We start from the raw sequence: 24408 nt of genomic DNA, 5'->3' as shown, positions 1-24408 counted from the left end.
CAAGCCGAGCCAGACCGGGACCGCTATGGCCGCCCTTTTCACAGCGCTGTGCCTCGACGCGAGATCGAATTCAACTAGTCGAACAGCCCTCGTTCCGGAACCATGATGACGTCGCCGGCGCGGAGCATGATGTTGCCCTCGACGGCGGCGCCGGCTTCGTAGGCCTTATAATCGAATACGAAGATCGCCTCGTTACCGCTGGCCTCGCGCCGCCTGATCTGAATGTGCCGCTTGGCGGCGTATGGTCCAAGCCCCCCGGCCAGTGCGATGGCCTGCATCAAGTTCGTCGGTTGGCGTACGACGTAGTAGCCGGGCTTGAGCACCTCGCCGGTGATGTAAACCCGCGGCTTCAGATCTTCCTCCGGGGTCGCCGCATTGGCGACCGCGACCGTGATATCGAGATCGCCATCCTTGTAATTCGCCCGGAGCTTGGCCCTGAGGATATTCTCGACTGCCAAAGGCGTGAGGCCGCTCACCCGGACATGGCCTGCCAACGGGAAGGCAATCTCGCCGAGCGGGTCAACCACGACCGTTCGGTCGAGCTTGGGCTCCTGCAAAACCGTAATGGCGAGGGTGTCGCCCGATTTCAGTGCCTGCGCCTTGGCACTGGAAATTAAACCGAGCAGACAAAAAATAAATACCAGAGTTCGCATGCTCGCAGGCCCTAAGTATTGAATATTACTGCATTTTTGGTGGCGTCCCCGGCGCGGTCGAATTAAAAGCGCAGTGTCGCCACCGGTTGGACTCTTAAATGAAGAATTAATGCGAAGCCAATGTTTTAGGGAACTCGTGCGATCGTCTTGACCGGAAAAATACTGTACTGTTGCTTGTCTGCAATGACGTCCTGGATCAATTGGTCCGTAATGACGGTCCTCTCGTTTGCGAATCCGTAGACCAGCGCGATATCGCACAGCACGTTGATCATCCGGGGAATACCTCCGCTGGCCTTTGCGATCAGACTGCAGGCATCCAAGGTGAAGAGTGGTCGAGGCGAGCCTGCGGCTCTCAGGCGAAAGTCGATGTAGCAGGCGACTTCGTTGTCATCGAGCGCCGGTATGTGGAAATCCGACGAGATGCGCTGTGCGAATTGGTGCAGCTGTGAGCTCTGCAGGAGCTCGCGCAACTGAGGCTGCCCGACGAGGACCAACTGCAGGATCTGGAACTTGTCGGAGTTGATGTTCGACAACATCCGCAGGTGTTCCAGTGCCCCGGGCTCCAGGTTCTGGGCTTCGTCGATGATGAGAATGGTCCGGCGGCGGCTTGCAAACTGTCCGTGGAGAAAATCCTGCAGGCGCTTGAACAGGGCTGGATAACTGCCCTCGAAGGGCTGGCCGAGCGACATCAGGATCCACTGCAGCAGTTCCTCGCGGCCCTGGGGAGCGCTGGAGATCAAGCCGATGGTGATTCCCGGGGTCACCTGCCGCAGGAGATAACGGACCAGCGTCGTCTTTCCGGATCCGATTTCGCCGGTAATTACGGTGAACCCGGCATTGTTCATGATGCCGAATTCCAGCATCGTGAACGCCATCGAATGGATTTTGCCCCAGTAGATCAGATCGGGATCAGGCAGGATCGTGAAGGGCTTCTCCCGGAGCTGATAGAATGCCTCGTACATCGAAATTCCTTGCTGGGACTCCGATTGACTATAGCGGAATTCGCAGCTGACCGCCGCAATTATAGCGCAATTAAAAGAGGCAACTTGGGAAAAGTATCGAATTCCGGCAAATTAATGCAAGATGCACGCCGCACCGGCCACGCCGTCACTGGTTTGCACGGTTTTTGATGGCAAGGCGCATTAATCTCTCAATTAAATCTGAAGCGATGCTATATTTCGGAAAGGCTCCCATTCAGGTCGTTTTGGCCAATTCATGGCATGAAGCATGCTTAAGAAGCTTGATTACGAGGACGATTTCGAAGAGGACGAGCAGGATCGCAGCTACCTGCTGACTGCAAGCTTTTACCTGGAAGTTCTGAAGCGCCGCTGGGCTTTGATCCTTGTGCCGTTCCTCGTCTTCGGCAGCCTCGGGATCGCCGTGGCCATCGTTTGGCCCGCGACCTATTTGTCCGAAGGCAAGATCCTGGTGCAATCGCAGCAGATTCCGACCGAACTGGTACGCCCCACGATCACCAGTGCCGCCCAGGAGCGGATCCAGGTGATCGAGCAGCGGACGATGACGCGCGACAATCTGGTCGCGATCGCAGACAAGTTCCAACTCTTTCCGGGTAAGCGAACGTTGATGTCGGTGACCGAGCTCGTCGAGCTGATGAAGAAGCAGACGAAGATCGCTCCCGTCGATCTGGATCTCGATTTCAAACAGCGGCGCTCCTCGGAACCTCCGACCATCGTGTTTTCCGTTGGCTTCGAATATTCCGATGCGGCCGTTGCGGCCCAGGTCGCCAACGAACTTATGACGCGGATATTGAATGAGGACCTGCGCGATCGCACGAGCCGGGCGATCGACACCACGAAGTTCCTCGCGCGCGAGGTCCAAAAGCTTCAGGCCGACAACGCTGCCCTCGACACGAAGATTGCCCAGTTGAAGGTCGGGCAGTCGAGGCCGACCTCAGCCGCGGCCGATCAGCCCACCATGCTGAGTCAACTCAGGGCTGAACTCGTGCAGAAGAGTGCGCTCTATTCCGAGCGTCATCCCGTGATTCAGTCCTTGAAAAAGCAAATTCAGGCATTGGAGGCTGCGGCGGCTTCGGTTGCAAAGGCGGAGACCATCCAGGGCGCGACGCTGGGGGCGTTGTTGGCGCAGCAGGATGCATTGCAGAAGAATCTGGAAGCCGCGACGGCAAAGTTGGCGGCAGCGCGGCTCGGCGAAAATCTCGAGAAGGATCAACAGGCTGAGAAGCTCGAAGTCATCGAGCAGCCAACCGTCCCGCAACGGCCGATCAAGCCGAATCGCCCGAAGCTCGCAGCTCTCTCGCTTCTGCTCGCTTTGGCCGCGGGGGCCGGGCTGACGATGGTCTTCGAGATGCTGGACAAGTCGATCCGCCGCACCAGTGATATCTTCAGCCTGGTGGATAGCCAGCTCGTTTTATCGATTCCGTATATCGAGACGGCGGCCGAGCAGCGCCGGAAGCAATGGCGGATCCGGATCTTGTTGTTGGGTCTGGTTGCGCTGGTTTCTGCGACTTTGATCGCGGCCTATCTCTTCCTGCCGATCGACCTCATGGTTGCGAAGGCGAGGGTAGGTCTGTTCAAATAGGCTTAGGGACGGAGGCTTCGGTTGGACCCGATCAAGCAGGCGATCAATCTGGCGCGTGGCGGCGACGGCAGCGGAAGCGCATCTTCGGATCTCGTGCACTCCAGCGTTACCCCGATTGCCAGGGAAGTACGGCTGGTGCCACCGGATCTGCAAGCCAAACGCGTCGTGGCTCTGGGAGGCACCAATCCGAACGGGCGTGCGTATGACATGCTGCGCACTCAGGTGCTGCAGGAGATGGACAAGCGGGGATGGCAGTTTCTCGCGATCACCTCGCCTTCGCCGGCCTGTGGAAAGACCGTGACGGCGTGCAACCTCGCGCTGAGTGTTGGCCGGTTGCCGGAGCGATCGGTGCTTCTGATCGATCTGGACCTGCACAAGCCGTCGGTCGCGAACTACCTCAGCCTCGACAACGGTGCCGGTGTCATCGATCTGCTCGAAGGGCGCCTGAAGCCGAGTGCGGCCATGCTGCGCGCGAGATTTGGCCCCAATCAGATTACCGTGCTGCCCGGTTCGATCGTCTCGTCGGGACCCTCGGAGTGGATGGCGTCGCATCGCATGGTTTCCCTGCTGCAGACGATCAGGCGCGACTTCCGATCGAGTCTCGTGATCTTCGATCTGCCGCCGCTTCTGCTTGGGGACGACGTCATCTCGATCCTGCCGTTGATGGATGCGGTGCTTCTGGTGACGGCAGTCGGGACGACCACGACGACCGAGATCAAGGAGTGTCAGAAACATCTGCAGCGGACGCCGATCGTGCGCGTCGTCGTCAACAAGGCGCCCGAGTCCCACTCCACCTATTACGGCTACTATTGAGCGGCTGCGTCCAAAGTCCGAGCAAGGTCACCCGCCTTGGAGCGGACGACCGCCGATCGGCTCGCGGTTCTGAGGCGGACGATTTGCGAAGATCTTCGCCGCCCTCCGAACTGACCTATGTGCGGTCGATGTCATGACGCTCCGACGAAGAACTTCAGCTCTTGCGCCGGGATTGCGCGGAGCAGATCGCGGATGAACTGATCCTGCAATCTGAATGCGGCATCCTCCGATAGGCCGATGGTCGAGATTCGGATGAGGGCGCCGTCCGGAATGATTCCCTTCAAGCCATATTTGAGACGACTCAGCTGATTGTCGATCACGCCATTCGAGATGTCGTTGCCGACCCGCATCCAATAGGTGATCGGCTCGAGGCGGGATTCTCGTTCCGCAATCAGCCTTGCTACGTTGATCGGCGATTCGCCGGGGCCGATTTGCAGTGTTGTCGCGGTCTTGCCTGAGACCCGGAAACCATTGGCAGTATAACAGATTTCTGGCCGATGGGCTTTCAGCCGATAATTCTGGACCGGCCCGTATGCGACCAGCAGCATTACGATGTTGCCCTGTCCATCGCTGTAACCACGAGCCGCCTCCTGGCTGTAGACCTTGGCGGCGCGTTCGTCGGGCTGGAAATAGGCATCGGTATCGATCGGCTTGATGGGGCTGATCTCGGGAACGAACCGCCAAGTGCCGAACTGCCGCGGGATGATCTCCTCAAGGCTGGGCGAGGCGGCTGTCCGGGCCATCAATCGCTTCGGAACCATGACCTGGGAAAGGATGGCGGCCAGGACGATTGCGGTCGACGCCAGAACGATCTGAGCGTGGCGCAGGCTCATTTGTCTGTTGATCTCCGGGAAACGGCGGGGTAGCGGATGATTTAATATACGATAAACGTATTTAATGCCAATCGCGATGGCTTCGGTGGCCCTCCGTGCCGTCTCGAGCGTCTGGTCGAGCGATCATGACGGAGTGCGGATAATTTGTGGGTCGTGGGTAAGGTCGTCCCTCGGCGCGTTTGTGGAGTATTAAATGAGCGTTAGGATGCCCTTGTTGCGGTGCGGGCGCGGGTTGGCACCTCTTGGGCGGGGTCTCGTTCGAGGCGCTTTCGTCGCGATGGTTGCGGCGATGCTCGTCGGCTGCGAAAAAAAGGAACAAACGAGCTCGTCGAGCCAGGTCGTCGCGCGGATCGGCAAGGACGTCGTGACGACGCAAGAGTTGGAGAACGAGTTTCGCGCCAACAACGTTTCGCTCGACAGGCAGAACGATCCCAATGCCGTTCGGCAGGTGCTAGGCGGGCTCGTCGTACGCAAATATGTCGTACAACAGGCGCTGGCAGCGGGGCTGGATCGCGAGCCCAGCGTGCTCCTGGACGTGCTCCGCTCCCGCGAGCAGGTCCTGGAGAATGCCTATCTCAATCGCCGGGCCTCTGGCCGATCTCCCGGCCGAGCCGATATCGATCAATTCATCGCCAACAATCCATCGAGATTCGCTGGCCGAAAGCTTTTCAACATCGAGCAGATCAGCCTTCCGATTACGCCGGAGGCACAGTCGTTCGTCGAGGCGAATAAACAGGCCAAGTCGCTCGACGAGGTCGATCAAGCGCTGTCCGAAGCCGGCTTGATGCATGTCCGGCAGCTGGGGCTTCTGAACAGCAGCGATCTGAACCCGGACTATTTGACAGCGATCGAGCAGCGCAAGCCGGACGAAGTTTTCTTCGTTCGCGCGGGGGCCACCGGGGTTTTTTTCCAGGTGACCGGGGAACAGGCTCGTCCCCTCGAAGGCGAAGCGGCAGCCAACATGGCGCGACAATTGATGCGGGCCGATGTGGTGAAGGCCGAGGCCGGCCTCGCAGCCTACGCTGCCAATATCGAGGTCAAATATGAAGGCGATTATGCCAAGGCGATGCAGCGCGACGACGGTCCTCAGAGCGCCATCCGCAAGTAAAACGGTCGCACCGGTCGCGGCAACGCCAGCATCAGGGCAGCATGAGCACGATCTTTGATTTCGTTACGGTCGGTTGCTTCGGCGTGGTCGTGCTCATCTTCTTTCGCTTCACCGATCGCGGTATCCAAACACTGCTGAATGTGCTGTTGGCGTGCCTGTTGTTCGCGGTTGCAAACCAACTCGGAAACGCTGGATCTGCGATCCTTGCTTCAGTCTTGATATTGGCCGGGATTGTCTGGGTCACTCTGGCAGCGCAGAGATAGACATAACGCAGTTGTTGTTAGGTATGGCGTCGGATGTTAGCCTTGGTGATCGTCGGAAGGTCTTTATCGTGCGTCTTCATTGGTGACGGGTATGAAGCCCCTGTCGTTCGCTGATCAATCGGCTGGTGGCCTCTCCATCAGAAATCTCTGGGGACCCGTCCTGCTCTCGGCAGCGTTTCTGGTTGCATATGTTCCGACTTTCCGGGGCTTGATCGACGGTCCTTGGCAGACCGAGCAGGAGGGGCACGGACCGCTGGTGATCTGTGCATCGCTCTGGTTCATCTGGCAGAGCCGCAACCGGCTCATGACCGTGGTCGATAATCCCGCTCCCATTCTGGGGTGGGGAGCTCTCCTGGGGGGGCTCGTGCTGTTGTTTCTCGCCCGCATTCAGCAGGGACTGCTGACGTTCGAGGCGCTGTCGATGATCCTCGTCATCATCGGTTGTGTCCTGATCACGGCCGGGTGGTCGACGCTTCGCGTGCTCGCATTTCCGCTCGGGTTTCTATTCTTTGCGGTGCCGATGCCCGATTGGCTGATCGACGCTGCGACAATCCCCTTGAAGGTCTTCATCTCCAACACGGTCACGGAGGTGCTGTATCACCTGGGCTATCCGATCGCGCAGAACGGCGTCATGATCATGATCTCGACCTATCAGCTCCTGGTGAAGGATGCATGTTCGGGTCTGAACTCGATCTTTGCCTTGTCGGCGATCGGTGTGTTCTATGCCTACGTATTCCGAGGGGATGAGAAGCTGCGTAGCTTCATCCTCTTGGCCTCGATCATCCCGATCACCATTGCGGCCAATTTCATCCGCGTTCTGACGCTGGTGCTCATCGCCTATTATGGTGGTCCCGACCTGCTCGAAGGCATCGTCCATGATCTCACCGGCATCGGTCTCTTCATAGTTGCACTCATTCTCCTGCTGCTGCTCGACGCTCTTCTCACTTTGGTGTCAAACTTGGCCAGGCGCCCGTTGCTTCGCTCTGCGCCAACTCCGGTTCTCAATGCGGCGTCCTCGACTTGATCCGGTCCGCCGGGCTCGAAAGCCCTGAGGGAAGCGCGCCGGTCGTGGCGGTTTTGTTGTCCAGATGGGTCTGACCTACGCCATTCCGGATATCCACGGCCGTGCGGACCTCCTGCGGCTGGCCATGGAGACGATTGCAGGACATGCGGGGGCGACGCCCGCGACGGTTGTTACGCTCGGAGACTATGTCGACCGGGGCCCGCAAAGCAGGGAGGTGGTCGAGCTTCTGATGTCCTGGCAATCCGCCACGATGCGTCTCGTCAGCCTCAAGGGCAATCATGAAGCGATGATGTGGGAGGCCTGCAGCGGGCTCTGCGAATGGGACTGGTGGATCGAGAACGGCGGCAGCGATACGTTGGCCTCGTTCGGCGAGGGCCTCGGCAGGTTCGAGATGCGGGATGTGGCGGTGTCACATCTGCAATGGATCAGCAAACTTCCGCTCGTGCATGCCGACCGACATCGGGTGTTTGTTCACGCCGGCGTGGATCCCGCTGTTCCGCTGCGGGCGCAGAGCGAGCGCACGCTGCTCTGGAAACGCTATTCGGAGCGGGCCGATATCGGCCACGGCCGCCGGCACGTCGTGCATGGCCATCACGCCGATGTTCGTGCTCCGCTGGCCGGAAGATACCGGACCAATCTCGATGGAATGGCGTGGAAGACGGGACGGCTGATCGTCGGCGTTTTCGATGATGATCGGCCCGGCAACGCGTTGGAGTATCTGGAAATCACCGGCTCGTCCGATCGGCGCGAGGTGCCCTGAATGAACGGATCGCAGCGCCGCAACCGAGCGTGCTATCCAGCCATCGCGCTTTGCGCTATCGCCGTCTGAAAGTGATCGGCGAGTTTGGCCGCTTCCTTGTCGATGTCGTGCCGGTCACGAACGCGGTGGTAGCCGGCGCTCCCGAAGCTTTCGAGGATTTCGGCCGGCGCATCGAGGCAGGCCTGCATCGCATCCGCCAGGGCCTCACTGTCGCCGGCCGGTACGAGCCAACCATGCTCGCCCGGGACGACGAGTTCAGGAATCCCGGCAACGAACGTGCTGATGACGGGGCGCCGCAATGCCATTGCTTCCATGATGACGACTGGCAGTCCCTCGGCGAAGCTGGGCAGCACCAACGCCCGCGCCGCAACGAGCTCGTCGCGAACGCGATCCCCGCCGATCCAGCCGGTAATCCGCACCTTCCTCTGCAGGTCATAGCGGGTGATCAGAGCCTCAATGGCGCCTCTCAGTTCGCCATCGCCTGCCAGGACCAGTTCGAACATCACGCCCCGGGCGGCGAGCCGTCGCGCCGCATCGAGCAGAAGTGCCTGTCCTTTTTGCTCGCAGAGGCGACCGACGCAGACCAGGCGTGCAGGCGGGGCGCCGTCTGCGACAGCTTGCCGATAGAATGTCGACTCGATTCCGCAATGAACCACCTCGATCTTGTTCCACTGATCGTGAGTGACTTGCCGGAACAGCTGGCTGCGGCCGAACGAACTGACGGCCACGACGAAGCTTGCACGCTGAATTTTTTCAGCCAGTGCGATCATCTGCGCCTTGTCGAATTCCTCCGGACCGTGGGCGGTAAAGCTCCAGGATGGTCCTCCCAGGGAATGGACCAGCATCGCGACGACGGCCGAATTGGTCCCGAAATGGGCGTGCAGATGTTCGATCCCTTCGTCCTTCAGCCAGTTGAGAACGCGACAAGCTTCAAAAAGATAGATCAGGTGGACGATCAGCGGACGTTCGGCGCGGCGGCCGATCTTCCACACGAGCCGCAATGTGGTCGACAACCGTCCCGGGCGCGTCAGGGCGACCCTGACGAAGGCGAAAGCGAGTGGCAAAGGACCCTGATCGAGAACGTAGCGGGTCAGTTTGCGTTCGGTCTCGTCCGTGACGTCGCTCAGCTCATCCGCCCAGCCGCGCAGGGCGATCCGCAAGACCTGGTGATTTAATCGCTCGAGCGCGTGAATCTCGCGCCGAATGAAGCTATGACTGACAGCGGGATATCGATTGATTAAATAGGCAAGACGCATTCAATAATCCGTACGCCACAAGTGGATAATACTGCGAGCACAAGACCATAATCGGACGGCTCGTCAAGTTGCAGGGGCCATCGACGAACGAGATTTGGCACGCCGGCGCGCCGACCCGCAGCAAATGGCGCCTGGGCAGTGAGAGGCAATTGACAGCAGGATGACGATCTTTCTGACGATATCGCTGACGTTGATCGCCGGAATAATCGGTATTCCGATCGCCCTCTTGATGATCGAGGTTTGCGCATCGCTGCTCAAGGCTGCAGAAGCGGAGGGGCAGCGTGGCGCATCGCCACGGGCGGCCGTCGTCGTGCCCGCTCACAACGAGAGTGGTGGCATCGTTCCCACGCTTCGGGACTTGCGTACGCAAATGACCGATCGGGACCGCCTCATCGTCGTGGCCGACAATTGCTCCGACGACACGGCCACGGTGGCCTATGGCGAAGGTGCAGAGGTCATCGAGCGCCACGATCCGTCACGGATTGGCAAGGGCTTTGCGTTGGCGTACGCGGTCGACTTCCTGCGGTCCGATCCTCCAGAGATCATCATGTTCGTCGACGCGGACTGCCGCTTGTCTGCCGGCGCTGTTCGGAAGATGTCGGTCGCATGCTCTCGCATCCAGAAACCGTTGCAGTGCAATTATCGTATGACCGCTGCTCCCGGACCTGCGGGGGGCAGCGGTCTTGCCCAATTTGCCTGGACGATCAAGAACTGGGTCCGTCCGCTCGGGCTAAGCAGACTCGGCTGGCCTGTTCAATTGATGGGCACGGGCATGGCCTTTCCCTGGCACGTCATCGAACGTGCGCCACTGGCGAACGGGGATCTGGTGGAAGACATGAAGCTCGGGCTCGATCTGGCCGAGCAGGGATACGCGCCCCGCTTCTTTCCCTTCGTCGAAATCGTCAGCGAGTTTCCGGTATCTGAGGAGGGTGCGGATCGCCAACGTCAACGCTGGATCCAAGGTCATCTTTCGCTGATGACTGCCGTGCCGCGTCTGATTCTTAGGGCGGTCCGGCAGCGAAACTGGGATCTTCTCTTGCTTGCGCTCGACATCGCCATTCCTCCGCTGTCGCTGCTCGTCTTGCTGACGCTCGGAGTTTGCGTCATCGACGTGCTGATGGTCGCGGTCACTGGCGCGCTCGCTCCTTTCGCAACCGCGGCCACCGACTTTGTGTTGCTCAGCGTGACAATCTTGATTGCGTGGGCCGGATTTGGGCGTAACATTCTTCCGTTCCGCCGCATCGTGCTCAGCGGACTGGGCTTGTTGAGGCAGATGAAGCTTTTTGTGGATATTTTTCGTGGGCGCGGACCACGCAGCTGGATAAGAACGGAGCGTCGACGAAGCTGATTGATATTGATGATGTATCTTCATATTTTCTTGGCATGAGCGGCATAATATTCGAATTTAATTCTGCCGCGACTTCCAAGCGGCAATCGCAGCCCGAGTTGCGACACACGATTCGAACCTTTGCTCGAGCCGTGTGACCAAGAGACACAAAAGCCACCGAAGTAGGAGTTGAGCCTCCCAGTCGGTATTTTGAGCAAGCGACTTTTTAAGGTATTGATGGTGTCGAGAGTTCGGTTGAGATCCTCCCAATCCCGTTATGCTTCTCGTAGCGCGTGGACCTGGAGAGACGTTGTCGTATGTCGTCAGCCTTTGAGACATCCACAACTTGCCAAGCTGTACTTGCAAGTCCGAAGGCTTCGCTTAGAGGTCATGAAAGCTGAAACGGTCGAGATGCACGGCCGGCTTGAGAATCGAACACCGTAGCTCGCTCGCGCTGATCCGGCTGTGAACGAACTGCCGGTCGGCTTCTCTGAAGGCGTTTGCGTACCCAATTATGGATTGTGCTGGCTCGCCATGAAGCTGGAGAGCGAGGTCGCATGTCGTTGGATCGGTTCGCCATCGAGTTGTTGGAGGCCCTCAACAATGTCACGGAGGGGCCGGAGCGTCTCGTCAGGCCTTACGAGTCGCGAGTAGACCATCGAGCCTGTTCGGCTGACCTCCAAGGGCCAGGGCAGTTGGATCCGGCTTCTGCAGAAAATGGCAGGGCGTACGACGCCCAGAACCGCTTCGTATCAACGATTCACGCCTGCTTGACCAAGGTCCGGACGGTCGACTGAAGGGTGATTTGAATCCCAAGGTGGACATTTAAATGTCGATCTTCCGGCTTTGCCATAATCCCAATTGAAATAATCTTGTGGCCGGCATTCCTGTTCCTGATCGGCCACAGTTGTGGCTGGATATTGTTGCGTCGAATCTAAGCAATTGATTTATTTCATGTATTTTATTGTTTAAAAACATTTTATTGGTTAATAATCCATTGAGCTGCCGGCTCGATTAAGATAAGAATTAAATCCGAAGGGAGCGAGTCTGGGGCGGTCCTTAGCCGTGGAAGAGGCCGCGTCGTAGAGGAGGCAGGAGGCGAAAGGTCGCCGCGATTGATAGCTCGCGGGACAACCTGAACGTTCTGTCGACGTCTGATGCTCCCAGACTTGTTTCCTAATTCGTTTGATCAGTTTCGAATAGAAAGGGGCGAGATATGAAGCTTATTCAGGCCGGTTTGCTGGCGCTCTCGATGGTCGCAGCATCCATAGTGCCTTCCAAGGCCTATACCGTAGTGCCTGCGAGCGGCAGCTCGTTGGGGCTGAACCCCAACATCAATTTTACGATCAGTGGGCTGAACGCCGGTGAGGCTTTCGACATCAACTATACTTTCAGTCTGTCGTCTCTGTCGGGCCTCTCCAACTTCAAGGCCGGGCTCACGGATGCCTCGGGACAGGTCCAGGGGCTGACGGTCGATATCTGGTCTGGGTCGATCGGTGGTACGCTCGTTGCGTCCGGGACCGGTTTCCTGGTTGCCGGGGTGCAGTTTGCCCAGGCTATCGATTCGTTTGCGGCGAACGGCGACTACATCCTGCAGATCTTCGGCAAGAACTCGGGCAATGGTCCGACCAACCTTCAGGTTGCCGGCAACACCTTCACTGTCGCGGTTCCTGAACCCAGCACATGGGCGCTGATGGGGATCGGCTTCGCTTGCCTTGGCTTCATGGCCTACCGTCGCCGCGGCAGCGCTGCGTCCTTCCGCTTCATCTGAAGTAAGACTCTCGCCCTGCCGTCTCATCGATGTCGTTGCCCCGTGTGTCGGGGCAACGTTGCGAGGGAGGGGCGCGAACTCGGCGCATGACCTGCTCGTCTCGTGATTCGGCAAACGTCGCATCGCATAACGGACGATCTGATTCGTATCGCTTACGGATGTTTGACTGAATTGAAGCGGTAAATCTTTGTAATTCGAGTTGGTACGGCTGATGCATTCAGCTTTGGTCTAGACGGTGCTCGGCTGGTTTAGTGGGAGATTTGTATGCGTAATGTAGCGGCCTGGATCACCCTGACGGTTATCAGCTTGTTTTGCGCGCCGGCGCGGGCAGCCATCGTTTACAGCGGCCCGTCCACTCCGATGGTGACAGACACATCTTTCTCGGTCGACTTCCATTCGTCCAACGCGATCTCCTCTGGCCTGAGCTTCGTGCTTAATGGCTATATCAGTCTCGATGGGCATAACTATTTCGAGGACGACTTCAGGCTTGCATTGAATGGCACCCAGATATTCCGGGGGACCTTCAATCTCGGCGGCGGATCCGACGAAACGCAGGCTGTCGTATACTCCAATCCGCTCGGTGCAACTTTCAGCAACCCAACCAATAACGGCACTGGAATTTGCTATTGCGGCGGTGAGCAGCAATTCAGTTTTGCCTCCATCCCGCTGGTGGCGGGAAAGAACACGTTGACCTTCTCTTATGAGAGCCTGGGCGGCGATTATCGTGCAGGTTTTCAGGGGGCGAAGGATGAGCTCTGGTCGATCGCTGATGTCAACGTCAGTGCCGTTCCCGAGCCTTCGACATGGGCAATGATGCTGCTTGGATTCACCGGCCTAAGCTTCATGGCGTATCGGCGTTCGCGGCTGAGAACGGCTGCGGCCTGAGCGGCTCTTCCGGGGCCGCCTGCTGCGCGTTGTGTGCAGATCGCGATCTAATCGTTGGTCCACTTTTGATTAAATCGACTTGTCAATTTCCGTTTCGCCCGTATTGCGCAAAATCTGGTTAGTGCTGTGCAAAATAGTTGGTGCTGAACATGCTTAGACGTGACGGTATGCGCCTTGTTGCTCGTGCTGCACCGGTCGGTCCGATCGGCTTGACGCCGAAGCGCGCTGTAGACATCATACTCGCGCTGACTGGCATTGTCCTCTTGGCGCCGCTGCTTATCATCTGCGGCCTCCTGGTCTTCCTGTCCTCTTCCGGGCCCATTCTGTTCCGCCATAGGCGAGTAGGGTTCAACGGACGAAACTTCGATTGCCTGAAGTTTCGCACGATGGTGGTGGATTCGTCGGAGCAATTGCGATGGCTGCTCGAGCACGATAGCGCTGCCGCGGCGGAATGGGCTGCCAATCATAAGCTGAAGCGAGATCCGCGGGTGACGATGATCGGAGCCATTTTGCGCCGGTCGAGCCTCGACGAGTTGCCGCAGCTCTTCAATGTTCTGAAGGGCGATATGAGCATCGTCGGCCCCCGTCCCGTGACAGAGCAGGAACTGGTGCGATATTCGGAATCCGCCCGCGCTTATCTGGCTTGCCGTCCCGGCATCACTGGGCTCTGGCAGGTTAGCGGTCGGAGTGCGACGAGCTACGGCGAACGTGTTGCTTACGACACGTTCTACGCCCATCAGTGGTCGATGGCGCTCGATGCAAAGATCCTGATCGTGACGATCCCTTCGTTGTTGCTGTCCGACGGAGCTTGTTGACGAGCCGATACGTCCTGGCCGGTCAGCGAAGTTTCACCCTGATGTAGTTGGCGTTCGAGCGGGTTGCACGCCGCGTCTGCCTGCTGGTCTCGCCAGTAGCGGGAAGTCGAATCGCACGGAGTGAAATTCAAACGGGACTCCGTTGATTTTCGCTAGGTGTAACTTCCGATGTCTATCGCTCCTGATTCCGGCGGCCGGAGTTGGCGTAGCGAAGCTGCGCGCGCAGCAGCGTGAGGACACAGTCCAGCGTCGGCATGTGGCATCCGAGCCACCGTGCGACTTCAAGCGGTGCTTCCGCGAGCGCGTCGAGTTCGAGCGCACGCCCCGCGCGGATGTCCTGCAACGTCGATGGCACGTGCGGCCCTGCGCGCCGCAGTTCGTGGACGAAGCCGTCGAGATCAGGTGCGGTCGGATAGCCGAGTTTCTCGGCAAGCTCAGCCACCTCGCGCGCGATATTGCTCGTGACAGCGAGGAGGCCGGTATCGTTGCCGATTTGCTCCAGGTTCGTGCCGGTCAGGCCGGAGACCAGATTCGTCGAAGCATTGCGCAATAATTTACGCCAGACTTCGCGGCGAACATCCGTCTCCACGCTGACGGTAACTCCCGCCGACGCCAGCTGATTGCCGAGCGCAATGGGAGGCGGCACAGGTCCGACCTGTCCGATCCGGAGGCTTTGCTCGCCATGCACGATGATGTCGCCGTCGTCGTTCATCGCAGCACGCGTATAGACGACGCAGCCGATCAGGCGCTCCGCCGGAAAGTGCGAGAGCATGTCGCCGTTGGGATCGAGAGATGCAAGCGAGGTTCGGGCAAAACGGCTCGCACCGAGAAAATACCACCAGGGCAGCCCATTGACGGCGGGCATCAGCAGCGCCGAGGGCGCCATGGCTTGCACAAGCTGCGGCAGCAGCTCCGGCAGCGCCTGCGCCTTCACTGCGACCACGACCACATCACAGGTCGCAAGCTCGCGCAGCGTGATGATCGCGGGATGCGCGATCGCGAGCTCGCCGCTGCCGTTGCGCAGCCGCACGCCCTCCCTGGCCAGCAGTTCGCGGCGCGCGCCGCGCGCAACCAGTGACACGGGCTGGCCGGCGAGCGCAAGCTGGGCGGCCAACGCAGAGCCGATTGCGCCGGCCCCGACGATCCCGATCTTAAGCGGCTGAGCCGGCGGCATCGATGAAGCCCGATCGCGCGATCAGAACGGCTTGCCCTTGACGGCGCTCATGCGGCGGATGGCCGCGTCGAAGAATAGTCTCGCGAATTCGGCTTCCTCGATCAGACGCTTGGAATTCGAGACGCACTGCGCGCGCACGGCATCCGGTAGCGCGCTATCCGGCCCCGGGATCATGCCGGCCTGGCACTGGATCTCGCAGGCGCGCTGCACGGTCCACAGCAGCATGAAGGTGCGTGGCACGTCGGCGGCTCCGACGGCGACGCCGTGGTTGCGCAGGATCAGCACGTCGCCATTGCCAAGACTCGCCAGCATGCGCTCGCGCTCGTCGTCGAACAGCGTGATGCCCTCGAAGGTGTGATAGCCGGTGCGTCCGGCGAGCTGCGCGCCGTAGAAATTATCGTGGCTCAACCCGTCCTTCTTCTGCGCCACCGCCGACATCGCCGTCGTGTGCGCATGCGCGACGCAGTGGAGGTCCTCGCGCCCGGCGTGGATCGCGCCGTGCAGCGCAAAGCCGGCCGGATTTGGCTTGTAGTTCGAGTCGCCGATCAGATGGCCAGTGACGTCGACGGTCAGCAGATTGTCAGGCGTGACCTCGTTGTAGTTCAGTCCGAACGGATTGACCAGGTAGCGCTTCTCGACGCCGGGTAGGCGCACCGAGATGTGGTTGAAGATCATCTCGGTCCAGCCGAAGAAATCGACCAGCCGATAGAACAGCGCGAGCTCGCTCCGGAGGTGATGTTCCTCGTCCTGTTCGCTTCGTTTGACCATCAGCATGTTGCACCTGCCTTTGCCCGCGCCATTGCGGGCTTCGAGAACGTCTAGGATGCGGCTGCCCGAATCCCGAGATAGGAATTGATCACGTCGGGATTGCTCGCGACTTCGGAGGCCGGGCCTTCGAGCATGATGGCACCGGATTCCATCACATAGGCGTAGTCGGCAATGCGCAGCGCGGCGCGCGCATTCTGCTCGACCAGCAGGCAAGATACGCCGCGATCGCGCAAGCCGGCCACGGAGCGCAAAATGTCGCGGGTGACGAGTGGGGCAAGCCCGAGGCTCGGCTCATCCAGCATCAGAAGCTGAGGTTTGGACATCAGCGCGCGGCCCATCGCCAGCATCTGGCGCTCGCCGCCAGACAGGGTGCTCGCGAGCTGCCAACGCCGCTCTTTCAATCGGGGCAGCAGCGCGTAGACCTCTTCAAGAGTATTTAAATAGCTCTTGTCTCCGCGGCGGTAGCGCAGGAAGGCGCCGAGCATCAGATTGTCCTCGACGGTCATAGTCGTGAACAATTCGCGGGTCTCCGGGATCAAGGTCATGCCGCGGCCAACCAGCGTCTCGACGGGCGGCTGTTCCGCCGCGACTTCACCGAAGAAGGTCAGCCGGCCGCGCACCGGCAATTGCCCCATCAGGCCGCTCAGCAATGTGGTCTTACCGGCGCCGTTGGGGCCGATGATCGCGACGATCTGGCCGCGCCGGATCGAAAGGTTCAGGCCTCGGATGACTTCGACGCGGCCGTAGCCGATGCTGATGTTCTCGGCCGCGAGCAGGACGTCGGAGCTGGTGGATGCAGCGCTCATTCCACGCCTCCGAGATAGGCTTCGATCACCTTGGAATTGGCCTGGACCTCGGCTGGCGTGCCTTCGGCGAGCTTCTCGCCGAATTGCATCACGACGATCCGGTCCGCCAAGTTCATCACGAAGTCCATGTCGTGCTCCACGATCATCACGGCCATGCCCTCGGTCCTGAGCTGTGAAAGCAAATCGGCGAGTGCTTTCTTCTCAAGATGGCGCAGGCCTGCGGCGGGTTCGTCGAGCAGGAGGAGGCAGGGATCGGAGCAGAGCGCGCGTGCAATTTCCAGCACCCGCTGCTGGCCGAGCGCGAGGCTGCCGGCATTGCGCTCGGCGAGCTGCGCAAGACCAACACGTGTGAGCTGCCGTTGTGCTTCCGCCAGCAGCGTCGCCTCTTCCTTGCGATCGAGGAGCAGGCTGGCGGTGACGAGGCCGGTCGCCCCACGGGCATGCGCGCCCAGCGCGACGTTTTCGATCACGCTCATGTCGGGGATGATGCGGACGTGCTGGAAGGTGCGGCCCATGCCGTCAAGCGACAGTGCGCGGGTGGCATAACGGCTTTCCTTGCCGAGAAAGTTGATCGAGCCTTTGGTTGGCGACTGCACGCCAGAAATCAGGTCGAACAGCGTGCTCTTGCCGGCGCCATTGGGGCCGATCAGCGCCAGTATCTCACCAGCATGGACATCGAGCGAAATGTCGCGGTTGGCTTTTACGACGCCGAACGATTTCGTGACGTTGATCACCGAGAGGATAGCGCGGCCGCGCGCCGGCTTGTCGCGCTCAGGCAGGCGCGGCGCGCCCTCGGCCTTCGGGCGCGCGTCGGGCACGTTGAGTCTCAACAGGTTGATCAGCGCCGGCCAGATGCCCTCGGGCAGGAATTGCAGCATTGCGACCGCCGCGATGCCGAAGATGACAATCTCGAAATCGCCCTGAACATGCAGGAGCGACGGAAGATGGCTCTGCAGCCATTGATTGGAGAGCACCACGATGCCGGCGCCGGCCACCGCGCCCGCGATCGAGGAGGCTCCGCCGATCACAGCCATGAACAGATATTCGATGCCTTGCCCGAAGGAGAAGGGGGAAGGGTTGATGAAGCGCTGGAAATGCGCATAGAGCCAGCCGGCGAGCGCCGCCATCAGACAGGCGATCACAAAGCTTGCGACCTTGTAGCTTTGCGTATTGACCCCGACGCTCTCGGCCATGATCGTGCCGTAACGCAGCGAACGGATGGCGCGCCCGGGCCGGGAATCCAAGAGATTACGCGTGCCGACCAGGAGCGCGAGCAGCACCGTCCAGATCGCGACATAGAAGCTTTTGGGATCCTTGAGCGCGAAGCCTGCAATCGAGAGCGGCGGGATGTCGCTCATACCGGCCTGACCGCCGGTCTGGGGCAGGCTGCCGAATAGATAGAAGGCGACGATCGCGAGCGCCAAGGTCGCCAGCGGCAGATAGTGGCCGGACAGGCGGACCGCAATCAGCGAGTTCACCAGCGCGATCGTAAAGGCAACGGCCAGGACGGCCAGGAGCGTGAGCCACGGCGAGATGCCGTAGACCGATGAAAGATAGCCGGTGACATAAGCTCCGATCCCGACATAGGCGGCCTGCGAGAACGAGGTGAGGCCGGCGACGCCGGTAAGCAATACGAGACCGAGGACGGTGATGGACGCCAACCCGACATAGTCGAGCATTGCGATGCTGTAATCGGAGAAGATGATCGGCGATACCAGCACGAAGGCGAGGAATGCGAGTTCGAGGCCGCGGCGCCAAAGCCGCCGGCGCGCTAGCGCTTCAGGGCAGAGATCTTCCTGCGCATGGGCGGCCGGTTCTTCCGCGATGTCTTCCTTTTCCCGTCGCGACATCCGCATCGAACGAAATAGGAGGATCGGGATCACCAGGCCGAAGACGATGACCTCCTTGTAGGTCGAAGCTGCGAAGGAGGCGTAGCTTTCGAGCAGGCCGACCACGATTGCGCCGATCGCCGAGAGCGGAAAACTGATGAGGCCACCGAGAATCGCTGCAACGAATCCTTTCAGCCCAAGCAGAAAGCCGGTGTCGTAGATGATCGTGGTCGTGGGTGCGATCAGCACACCGGCTAGCGCTCCGATGGTTGCGGCGAGCGTAAAGGCGATCCGGCCGGAGAGCGGCACCGAGATGCCCATCAGCCGCGCGCCTTCGCGGTTGATCGCGGCGGCAAGCATGGCCTTGCCGTAGAGCGTGCGCTGGGAGGCGTAGTAAAGGAGCGCAATCACAGCCAGCGTGACCAGCAAGATCGCGATGGTCTGGCCCGCGATCGGCACGCCGGCCACGATAAAGCTGCCGTCGATCAGCGGTGCGGAGCGCTGACCGCCCGGGCCGAAGACGAACAGCGCGATGCCGACCATGACGAAATGCAAGGCGACCGAGACGATCATCAACACCAGCACGGAGGCGGCGGCGATCGGCTGGTACACCAAACGGTAGAGCAGGGGGCCGCAGGCACCGACCACTGCGATCGCGATCACGGCTTTGAACACCAGCGGCAGATCGAGTTGAGCGCCGATGAACGCCAACGCCGCGATGCCGAGTGGCAGCACGGCGCGCCGCAAGGCCGGGAGCAGCACCGCGATGCCGCGGCTTCGGCCGTCCGCGATCACGTCGGCGATGAATTGCAGGAGAACGAGGACCGCGAGGAGCGGGATTGTTCCGGGCGTGTGCCCATCCTGCAGCGTCGTGAAGGTCAGCGCACTGAAAGAGACGAACTCGCCTTGCGGGACGAAGATCGCGCGCGTGACCGAGAACAACAGTACGATTGCGACCGCCAACAGGGCATAGACGAGGCCGTTGGCGATGCCATCCTGGGCGAGGTAGAGCGCGACGAAAAGGTTCACGAAGATGCTCCGGCCGGAACGCGGTGGCGCAGGCGGAAGGAGTTTTCCGCCCGCGCCTTTCGCTTACTTGACCAGCGACCAGCTGCCGTTCTTGACCGCGATCATGACGATGCTGCGCTGATCGAAGCCGGAATGATCCTTTGCGGTCATGTTGTAGACGCCCTGGGCGCCGGTGAGGTCTTTGACCTCTTCGAGCGCGTCGCGAAGCGCCGCGCGAAACTCCGGGGTGCCGGGCTTTGCCTTGGTGGCGGCCACCGGAACGGCGCGCTCGAGCAGCAGCCCGGCATCGTAGATGTTGGCGCCGAACGTGCCGGGTTCGACGTCATAGATTTTCTTGTAGGCCGCGATGTAGTCGAGCGCGACCTTGCGCGATGCGACATCGTCACCGATCTCGGACAACACCAGCATTGGGCTTGCGGCGAGGAAAGTGCCTTCCACCTTCTTGCCGCCGATCTTCAGGAACTCCGGCGTCGCAGCGCCATGGGTCTGGTAGATCTTGCCGGCAAAACCCTGGTCGACCAAGGTCACTTCGGGCAGCACGGTCGCAGCACCAGCGGCGCCGATCAGCACGGCGTCGGGAGATGCCGCGCGGATCTTCAGGGCTTGGCCGGTCACAGAGGTATCGGTGCGGGCGAAGCGCTCCTCGGCGATGATCTTCAGGCCGGCCGGCTCGGCGGCGGCCTTGAAAGCGGCCGCAAAATTGTCGCCGAGCGGATCGCTGGTGCCGATGAAGGCGACCGTCTTGATGCCGGTCTTCTTCATATGCGCGACGATCGCGTCCATGACGAGGTTATCATTCTGCGTCGTCTTGAATACCCAGCGCTTCTTGTCGTCCATCGGCAGCACCACCGCCGTGGTGCCGACCGGCGCCAGCATCGGGGTCTTGGCGTCGGCGATGAACGGGAGCACTGCGACGGCATTGGGCGAGCCGGACGGACCGATCAGCGCGTCGATCTTGTCGTCGATCAGCATCTTCTGGACGTTCTTGGTCGCCTGCGTCGGATCGCTGTTGTCGTCCATGTAGATATAATCGACGGCGACGTCGCCGATCTTCTTCGGAAGCAGCGCGGCTGTGTTCTTCTGCTGCACGCCGACCACGGAGACCGGGCCGGTCGAGGAAGCGATGACGCCCACTTTCATCTGGGCACTGGCGGGGAATACGGTCGCGGTCAGCAGCGCCGCCGCGGCAATAAGTCTGAGCACGACACGATCCTTTCACATTCTTTATGACGGCCGCGAAAGCGGCACGGCGTGCCGAGCTGCCGGCACTCCGGCTGCCGGGCTGTGGCTCTCTGCCGGCGGCTTCAAATTACTCGCATATTCACTAGAACAATCAAGCAAGTTAATTCGGCTGAATCCGCCGCTTCTCGCGGCAAGCTGCATGATTAGCAGTCAGTTGAGTACTAATCCCGGCCGTCGTCGCGCGTGGAGCGGCGGGAAGTCACATTATTATGGCGACAGGTTCTCGAAGATGCGGGCCGACAGCGAATTGAGCAATTGCACCTCGGTCTTGGTCAAGCCGCGCAGCGCTTCCTTGAAGACGTGTTTGGTCTTTTCCCGGGTCTGTTCGAGGAGGGCGAGGCCCTCTGGAGTGATCATGACCTCGGTCGAGCGCGCATCGGCGCTCGACGTGCGGACCGTCACCAGGCCCTCGCTGACCATGCGCGTGATGGTCTTTGCCATCGTGGAAATATGCGCCACGCAGTCCTCTGCGATTTCGGACACGGTAATAGGTTCGCGCTCGGCAAGGAGGCTCAACACGCGCCAGCGCGCCATATCGATGCCGGATGGCTTCAGCACCGCGTTCATACGCGCGTAGTACCGGGCGAGCATGCGAACGGTATGGTAGAAGGGGGAGCGGCTGGCGAGGAAGCGGCTGTCCTCGGCCCTCACATGGCGCTTGATCTCGTCCAATTCGGTCTTTCGCATTTGTCTCGGTTCCGTCGGACGTTCCTCATCCGGCTGCCGTCCTTAGCAACACCAGATTGCATAAAGCAAGGCAGCTGTGCTGCGCCACCCTCGCCGTCCTGTGCGTGTGCGAACGGGCTGGTGCTTAGTTTGCGTTCGGCAGGGAGGGCCGCGAGTTGGTCGTCTGCTGCTGCTGCCGCGCGCGTGCGCTGCAAGGTCGTTAAGCAGGCACTCACGGAATAATCTTTGTGCAATGAAGCTAGATTTTTCGCTGGAAATTTCCACTAATTGGCATTCTTATCCTATCGATGTCTGGACAATGAGGCTCGACCGATGACGCCACCGCTTGCGACGATCGCCAGAGAGACGGAGGCAGCCGCTGCAGCGCAGAGCCTGCCGGCGCTGCTCGCCGAGATCAAGGCGCGCCGCTCCGAGTTCGTCGCCGCACAGAAGATTCCGGACGACATCATCGAAGGGTTCAAGCGGATCGGCGTCTATCGCGCCATGGTCGCCAAGCGGTTCGGCGGCGAGGAGCGTTCGCCGGCGGAGTTCTGCCGCCTGATCGAGGCGATTTCGGAGGCGGACGGTTCGGCTGGCTGGGTGGCGAGCTTTGGCAGTGCCGCCGGCTATCTCGCCACCTTGCCAGAGGAAACGCTGCGCAAGGTCTATGCGAAGGGGCCCGATGTCGTGTTCGCCGGCGGATTGTTTCCGCTGCAGCCCGCCAAGCGCACGTCCGGCGGTTTCCTGGTCAACGGTGTCTGGAAATTCGGCAGCGGCTCGCCGGGTGCGGAGCTGATCGGTGTCGGCATCACCGTGGATGGCGATTCCACCGGCGGCCTGCCGCGCGTGGCTGTCATGCCCGCTGAGAAGGTGATGATCCGTCAGAACTGGGACGTCATTGGTCTGCAAGGCACCGGCAGCCATGATCTGATCGTCAACGACGTCGTGGTGCCGGAAGAATGGACCTTGATCCGCGGCGGCAAGGCCACGCTCGATCTGCCGATCTATCGTTATCCGTCGCTGGCCTTCGCCGCGCAGGTGCTGGCGATCGTCGCGATCGGCGTCGCGCGTTCGGCGCTGGACGATGTCAGTGCGATGGCCGGGACGCGCGGTTCGATCACCGGCGCGCCCGTCATGGCCGATCGTGGCTACGTCCAGCTCGAAATCGCGCGCGCCGAGGCGCTGTTGCGCTCGGCCCGCGCCTTCTTCTATGAGGCGACGGAAGAGCTGTGGAGCGAAGTGGTGAACGGCGCGCCGAACCAGAAGACTGTCACCCTGATGCGGCTGGCGGCAACTCATGCGGCGCGGTCGGGCGCGGACGTCGCCCGTATCGCCTGCGGTCTCGCCGGCACGGCTTCGATCTACACCTCGCACAATCTGGCGCGAGCAATGTGCGATAGCCTCGTCGTCGCGCAGCACGCCTTTTTGAGCGAGGGCACGATGCAGAGCGCGGGCCGGGTGCTGCTCGGGCTGCCGACGCAGCCGGGCTTCCCATAAACTGTCTTTAAACTCCAATTCGATCCGAGGCGTCCTCAAGGATATCAGCTGATGACCACAACCGCCGAAGCCAACGTCGACATTCGCCCGCTGATCCAGCCCGACCGCGCCAAGACCACGCTCTATACCGACCCCGATATATTCAAGACGGAGATGCGGAAGGTCTTCGAGAACACCTGGGTCTGGGTCGCGCATGAGAGCGAGATCGCCAATCCCGGCGACTTCAAGACCGCGCAGGTCGGTTTGCATCCGGTGATCGTCGTGCGCGACCGCAAGGGCGCCATTCACGTGCACGTCAATCGCTGCCGGCATCGTGCGGCCACGGTGTGCGAAGTGGCAAAGGGCAAGACCAACAGCTTCGTCTGTCCGTATCATGGCTGGAGCTACGGGCTCGACGGCTCGCTGCGCGGCGTTCCCTATGAAAAGGGCTATGAGGGCGTGCTGGATCGGGCGAAGTTTCCGCTGCGCTCGCTGCGGGTGGAATCCTATGCCGGCATGATCTTCGCGACCTTCCGCGACGACATCGAGCCGCTGGTCGATTTCCTCGGCCCGGCCAAGAAGTGGATGGACCTGTTCATGAAGCAGGGCGCGGGCTATCCGGTCACGACCCTCGGCGAGCACAAATTCCGCTTTCCCGGCAACTGGAAGATCCAGCTCGAGAACACCACGGATGCCTATCACTTCCCGCTGGTGCACAAATCCTTCCTGACCGCGGTCGACAGCGAGACGCAGACCACGCTCGACATGATGAACAATGGCGGCTTCGTCGAAGATCTCGGCAACGGCCACAGTGTCATGGTGATGATCCCCGAACTGATCGATCTGGAAGACAATCTGGAGGCGCCGATCCCGGAGAAGTTCAAAGATCTCGCCGCCGAGCTCGCCAGGGATTACAGCGATCTGGAAGTCCGCCGCATCGTCCGTGCGGTCGGCGGCTCCGGCTTCAACCTCAATCTGTTCCCGAATGTCGCCTGCTCGATGGCGTTCTTCCGGGTGCTGCAACCGGTATCCGTGGAAGAAACCGAAATCCGTCACATCGCGATCGGCATGAAGGGCGGACCGGCCGCGGCGAACCGCGCGCGCATGCGGCTGCACGAGTTCTTCCAGGGGCCGATGGGATTCGGCAGCCCGGATGACGCCGAGGTGTGGGATCGCGTGCAGCATGGCGCGCAGGGCGACCACGATCTGTGGCTGATGCTCAATCGCGGCCTGCCGCAGGAAACCGCGATGCCGGACGGCCATCGCCGCGGCGACGTCAGCGCAGAAACCGGCATGCGCGCGGCCTATGCGCAATGGACCAAGATGATGGCGGCCTGAGAGAGGACGAACA

The 24408-nt window shown here is 60.6% G+C and carries 21 protein-coding genes and 1 pseudogene; 12 read left to right on the top strand and 10 right to left on the bottom strand.

Annotated features, from left to right (window positions below):
• Positions 1-74: 74 nt before the first annotated feature.
• Both QX034_RS04995 and QX034_RS04990 read right to left on the bottom strand, forming a co-directional pair.
• Positions 75-653, bottom strand: a complete 579-nt coding sequence (locus QX034_RS04995) for a polysaccharide biosynthesis/export family protein (protein WP_315704745.1) — start codon at positions 651-653, stop codon at positions 75-77.
• A gap of 125 nt (positions 654-778) precedes the next feature.
• Positions 779-1516, bottom strand: coding sequence for an ExeA family protein (locus QX034_RS04990; protein WP_315730634.1), 738 nt, complete (start codon positions 1514-1516; stop codon positions 779-781).
• Positions 1517-1880: 364 nt separating this feature from the next.
• Here QX034_RS04990 and QX034_RS04985 point away from each other — a divergent pair, with 364 nt between their 5' ends.
• Both QX034_RS04985 and QX034_RS04980 read left to right on the top strand, forming a co-directional pair.
• Positions 1881-3212 carry a sugar transporter gene (locus tag QX034_RS04985; protein WP_315765497.1) on the top strand — a complete coding sequence of 444 codons (1332 nt, stop codon included), beginning with the start codon at positions 1881-1883 and terminating at the stop codon, positions 3210-3212.
• Positions 3213-3233: 21 nt separating this feature from the next.
• Positions 3234-4025 (top strand): CpsD/CapB family tyrosine-protein kinase, encoded by a 792-nt coding sequence (locus tag QX034_RS04980; RefSeq protein ID WP_315704742.1) that lies wholly within the window; start codon positions 3234-3236, stop codon positions 4023-4025.
• 131 nt (positions 4026-4156) lie between these two features.
• On the opposite strand, the gene epsI is transcribed toward QX034_RS04980, so the two are convergent.
• A complete protein-coding gene (gene epsI / locus QX034_RS04975) occupies positions 4157-4858 on the bottom strand; it encodes an exosortase-associated protein EpsI, V-type (RefSeq protein ID WP_315704741.1) in 702 nt (233 codons plus the stop codon).
• Positions 4859-5135: 277 nt separating this feature from the next.
• Here epsI and QX034_RS04970 point away from each other — a divergent pair, with 277 nt between their 5' ends.
• From QX034_RS04970 to QX034_RS04955, 4 genes are all read left to right on the top strand, one after another.
• Positions 5136-5966 (top strand): hypothetical protein, encoded by an 831-nt coding sequence (locus tag QX034_RS04970; protein WP_315704740.1) that lies wholly within the window; start codon positions 5136-5138, stop codon positions 5964-5966.
• 41 nt (positions 5967-6007) lie between these two features.
• The gene (locus tag QX034_RS04965) at positions 6008-6229 is read left to right on the top strand and encodes an XrtV sorting system accessory protein (RefSeq protein WP_315704739.1); all 222 of its coding nucleotides are present in this window, start codon (positions 6008-6010) and stop codon (positions 6227-6229) included.
• Between the two features lie 91 nt (positions 6230-6320).
• A complete protein-coding gene (gene xrt, locus QX034_RS04960) occupies positions 6321-7253 on the top strand; it encodes an exosortase (RefSeq protein ID WP_315704738.1) in 933 nt (310 codons plus the stop codon).
• A gap of 64 nt (positions 7254-7317) precedes the next feature.
• On the top strand, positions 7318-8013 hold the full coding sequence (locus tag QX034_RS04955; RefSeq protein WP_315704737.1) for a metallophosphoesterase: 696 nt from the start codon (positions 7318-7320) through the stop codon (positions 8011-8013).
• A gap of 32 nt (positions 8014-8045) precedes the next feature.
• Here QX034_RS04955 and QX034_RS04950 read toward each other — a convergent pair whose 3' ends face one another.
• A complete protein-coding gene (locus QX034_RS04950) occupies positions 8046-9269 on the bottom strand; it encodes a glycosyltransferase family 4 protein (protein ID WP_315704736.1) in 1224 nt (407 codons plus the stop codon).
• Between the two features lie 160 nt (positions 9270-9429).
• On the opposite strand from QX034_RS04950, the gene QX034_RS04945 reads away from it, so the two are divergent.
• The 4 genes and pseudogenes from QX034_RS04945 to QX034_RS04930 all read left to right on the top strand — a co-directional run bounded on the left by QX034_RS04945 (position 9430) and on the right by QX034_RS04930 (position 14067).
• Positions 9430-10617: a glycosyltransferase family 2 protein gene (locus tag QX034_RS04945; RefSeq protein WP_315704735.1), complete on the top strand. Its 1188-nt coding sequence runs from the start codon at positions 9430-9432 to the stop codon at positions 10615-10617.
• A 1195-nt stretch (positions 10618-11812) separates the two neighbouring features.
• Positions 11813-12367, top strand: coding sequence for an FxDxF family PEP-CTERM protein (locus QX034_RS04940; RefSeq protein ID WP_315704734.1), 555 nt, complete (start codon positions 11813-11815; stop codon positions 12365-12367).
• Between the two features lie 783 nt (positions 12368-13150).
• Positions 13151-13252, top strand: a pseudogene (locus QX034_RS33980) (PEP-CTERM sorting domain-containing protein); the annotation flags it as partial.
• Between the two features lie 149 nt (positions 13253-13401).
• Positions 13402-14067, top strand: coding sequence for a sugar transferase (locus QX034_RS04930; RefSeq protein ID WP_315704732.1), 666 nt, complete (start codon positions 13402-13404; stop codon positions 14065-14067).
• A 172-nt stretch (positions 14068-14239) separates the two neighbouring features.
• Here QX034_RS04930 and QX034_RS04925 read toward each other — a convergent pair whose 3' ends face one another.
• The 6 genes from QX034_RS04925 to QX034_RS04900 all read right to left on the bottom strand — a co-directional run bounded on the left by QX034_RS04925 (position 14240) and on the right by QX034_RS04900 (position 21587).
• Positions 14240-15241, bottom strand: a complete 1002-nt coding sequence (locus QX034_RS04925) for a 2-dehydropantoate 2-reductase (protein WP_315741965.1) — start codon at positions 15239-15241, stop codon at positions 14240-14242.
• Positions 15242-15262: 21 nt separating this feature from the next.
• Positions 15263-16015, bottom strand: a complete 753-nt coding sequence (locus QX034_RS04920; protein ID WP_316195035.1) for a class II aldolase/adducin family protein — start codon at positions 16013-16015, stop codon at positions 15263-15265.
• A 44-nt stretch (positions 16016-16059) separates the two neighbouring features.
• Positions 16060-16815, bottom strand: a complete 756-nt coding sequence (locus QX034_RS04915; RefSeq protein ID WP_315741964.1) for an ABC transporter ATP-binding protein — start codon at positions 16813-16815, stop codon at positions 16060-16062.
• On the bottom strand, positions 16812-19673 hold the full coding sequence (locus QX034_RS04910; RefSeq protein WP_316195034.1) for a branched-chain amino acid ABC transporter permease/ATP-binding protein: 2862 nt from the start codon (positions 19671-19673) through the stop codon (positions 16812-16814). Before QX034_RS04910 ends, QX034_RS04915 begins: the two co-directional genes overlap by 4 nt.
• Before the next feature lie 63 nt (positions 19674-19736).
• Positions 19737-20876, bottom strand: a complete 1140-nt coding sequence (locus tag QX034_RS04905) for an ABC transporter substrate-binding protein (RefSeq protein WP_315727674.1) — start codon at positions 20874-20876, stop codon at positions 19737-19739.
• Between the two features lie 246 nt (positions 20877-21122).
• On the bottom strand, positions 21123-21587 hold the full coding sequence (locus tag QX034_RS04900) for a MarR family winged helix-turn-helix transcriptional regulator (RefSeq protein ID WP_315704726.1): 465 nt from the start codon (positions 21585-21587) through the stop codon (positions 21123-21125).
• Between the two features lie 327 nt (positions 21588-21914).
• Here QX034_RS04900 and QX034_RS04895 point away from each other — a divergent pair, with 327 nt between their 5' ends.
• Entirely contained in the window at positions 21915-23078 is a 1164-nt protein-coding gene (locus QX034_RS04895; protein ID WP_316195033.1) for an acyl-CoA dehydrogenase family protein, read from the top strand.
• A gap of 51 nt (positions 23079-23129) precedes the next feature.
• On the top strand, positions 23130-24395 hold the full coding sequence (locus tag QX034_RS04890; RefSeq protein WP_315704724.1) for an aromatic ring-hydroxylating dioxygenase subunit alpha: 1266 nt from the start codon (positions 23130-23132) through the stop codon (positions 24393-24395).
• Positions 24396-24408: the final 13 nt, after the last annotated feature.

This window comes from Bradyrhizobium sp. SZCCHNR3119 (assembly GCF_032487775.1).
In the GTDB taxonomy this organism is placed as follows: domain Bacteria; phylum Pseudomonadota; class Alphaproteobacteria; order Rhizobiales; family Xanthobacteraceae; genus Bradyrhizobium.
This window is presented reverse-complemented; position numbering and strand designations above follow the sequence as displayed.

Excerpts from the sequence above, each read along its gene's own strand:
- QX034_RS04995 (WP_315704745.1), bottom strand. The coding sequence starts at position 653 with ATGCGAACTCTGGTATTTATTTTTTGTCTGCTCGGTTTAATTTCCAGT.
- QX034_RS04990 (WP_315730634.1), bottom strand. The coding sequence starts at position 1,516 with ATGCTGGAATTCGGCATCATGAACAATGCCGGGTTCACCGTAATTACC.
- QX034_RS04985 (WP_315765497.1), top strand. The coding sequence starts at position 1,881 with ATGCTTAAGAAGCTTGATTACGAGGACGATTTCGAAGAGGACGAGCAG.
- epsI (WP_315704741.1), bottom strand. The coding sequence starts at position 4,858 with ATGAGCCTGCGCCACGCTCAGATCGTTCTGGCGTCGACCGCAATCGTC.
- QX034_RS04970 (WP_315704740.1), top strand. The coding sequence starts at position 5,136 with ATGGTTGCGGCGATGCTCGTCGGCTGCGAAAAAAAGGAACAAACGAGC.
- QX034_RS04965 (WP_315704739.1), top strand. The coding sequence starts at position 6,008 with ATGAGCACGATCTTTGATTTCGTTACGGTCGGTTGCTTCGGCGTGGTC.
- xrt (WP_315704738.1), top strand. The coding sequence starts at position 6,321 with ATGAAGCCCCTGTCGTTCGCTGATCAATCGGCTGGTGGCCTCTCCATC.
- QX034_RS04955 (WP_315704737.1), top strand. The coding sequence starts at position 7,318 with ATGGGTCTGACCTACGCCATTCCGGATATCCACGGCCGTGCGGACCTC.
- QX034_RS04950 (WP_315704736.1), bottom strand. The coding sequence starts at position 9,269 with ATGCGTCTTGCCTATTTAATCAATCGATATCCCGCTGTCAGTCATAGC.
- QX034_RS04945 (WP_315704735.1), top strand. The coding sequence starts at position 9,430 with ATGACGATCTTTCTGACGATATCGCTGACGTTGATCGCCGGAATAATC.
- QX034_RS04940 (WP_315704734.1), top strand. The coding sequence starts at position 11,813 with ATGAAGCTTATTCAGGCCGGTTTGCTGGCGCTCTCGATGGTCGCAGCA.
- QX034_RS04930 (WP_315704732.1), top strand. The coding sequence starts at position 13,402 with ATGCTTAGACGTGACGGTATGCGCCTTGTTGCTCGTGCTGCACCGGTC.
- QX034_RS04925 (WP_315741965.1), bottom strand. The coding sequence starts at position 15,241 with ATGCCGCCGGCTCAGCCGCTTAAGATCGGGATCGTCGGGGCCGGCGCA.
- QX034_RS04920 (WP_316195035.1), bottom strand. The coding sequence starts at position 16,015 with ATGCTGATGGTCAAACGAAGCGAACAGGACGAGGAACATCACCTCCGG.
- QX034_RS04915 (WP_315741964.1), bottom strand. The coding sequence starts at position 16,815 with ATGAGCGCTGCATCCACCAGCTCCGACGTCCTGCTCGCGGCCGAGAAC.
- QX034_RS04895 (WP_316195033.1), top strand. The coding sequence starts at position 21,915 with ATGACGCCACCGCTTGCGACGATCGCCAGAGAGACGGAGGCAGCCGCT.
- QX034_RS04890 (WP_315704724.1), top strand. The coding sequence starts at position 23,130 with ATGACCACAACCGCCGAAGCCAACGTCGACATTCGCCCGCTGATCCAG.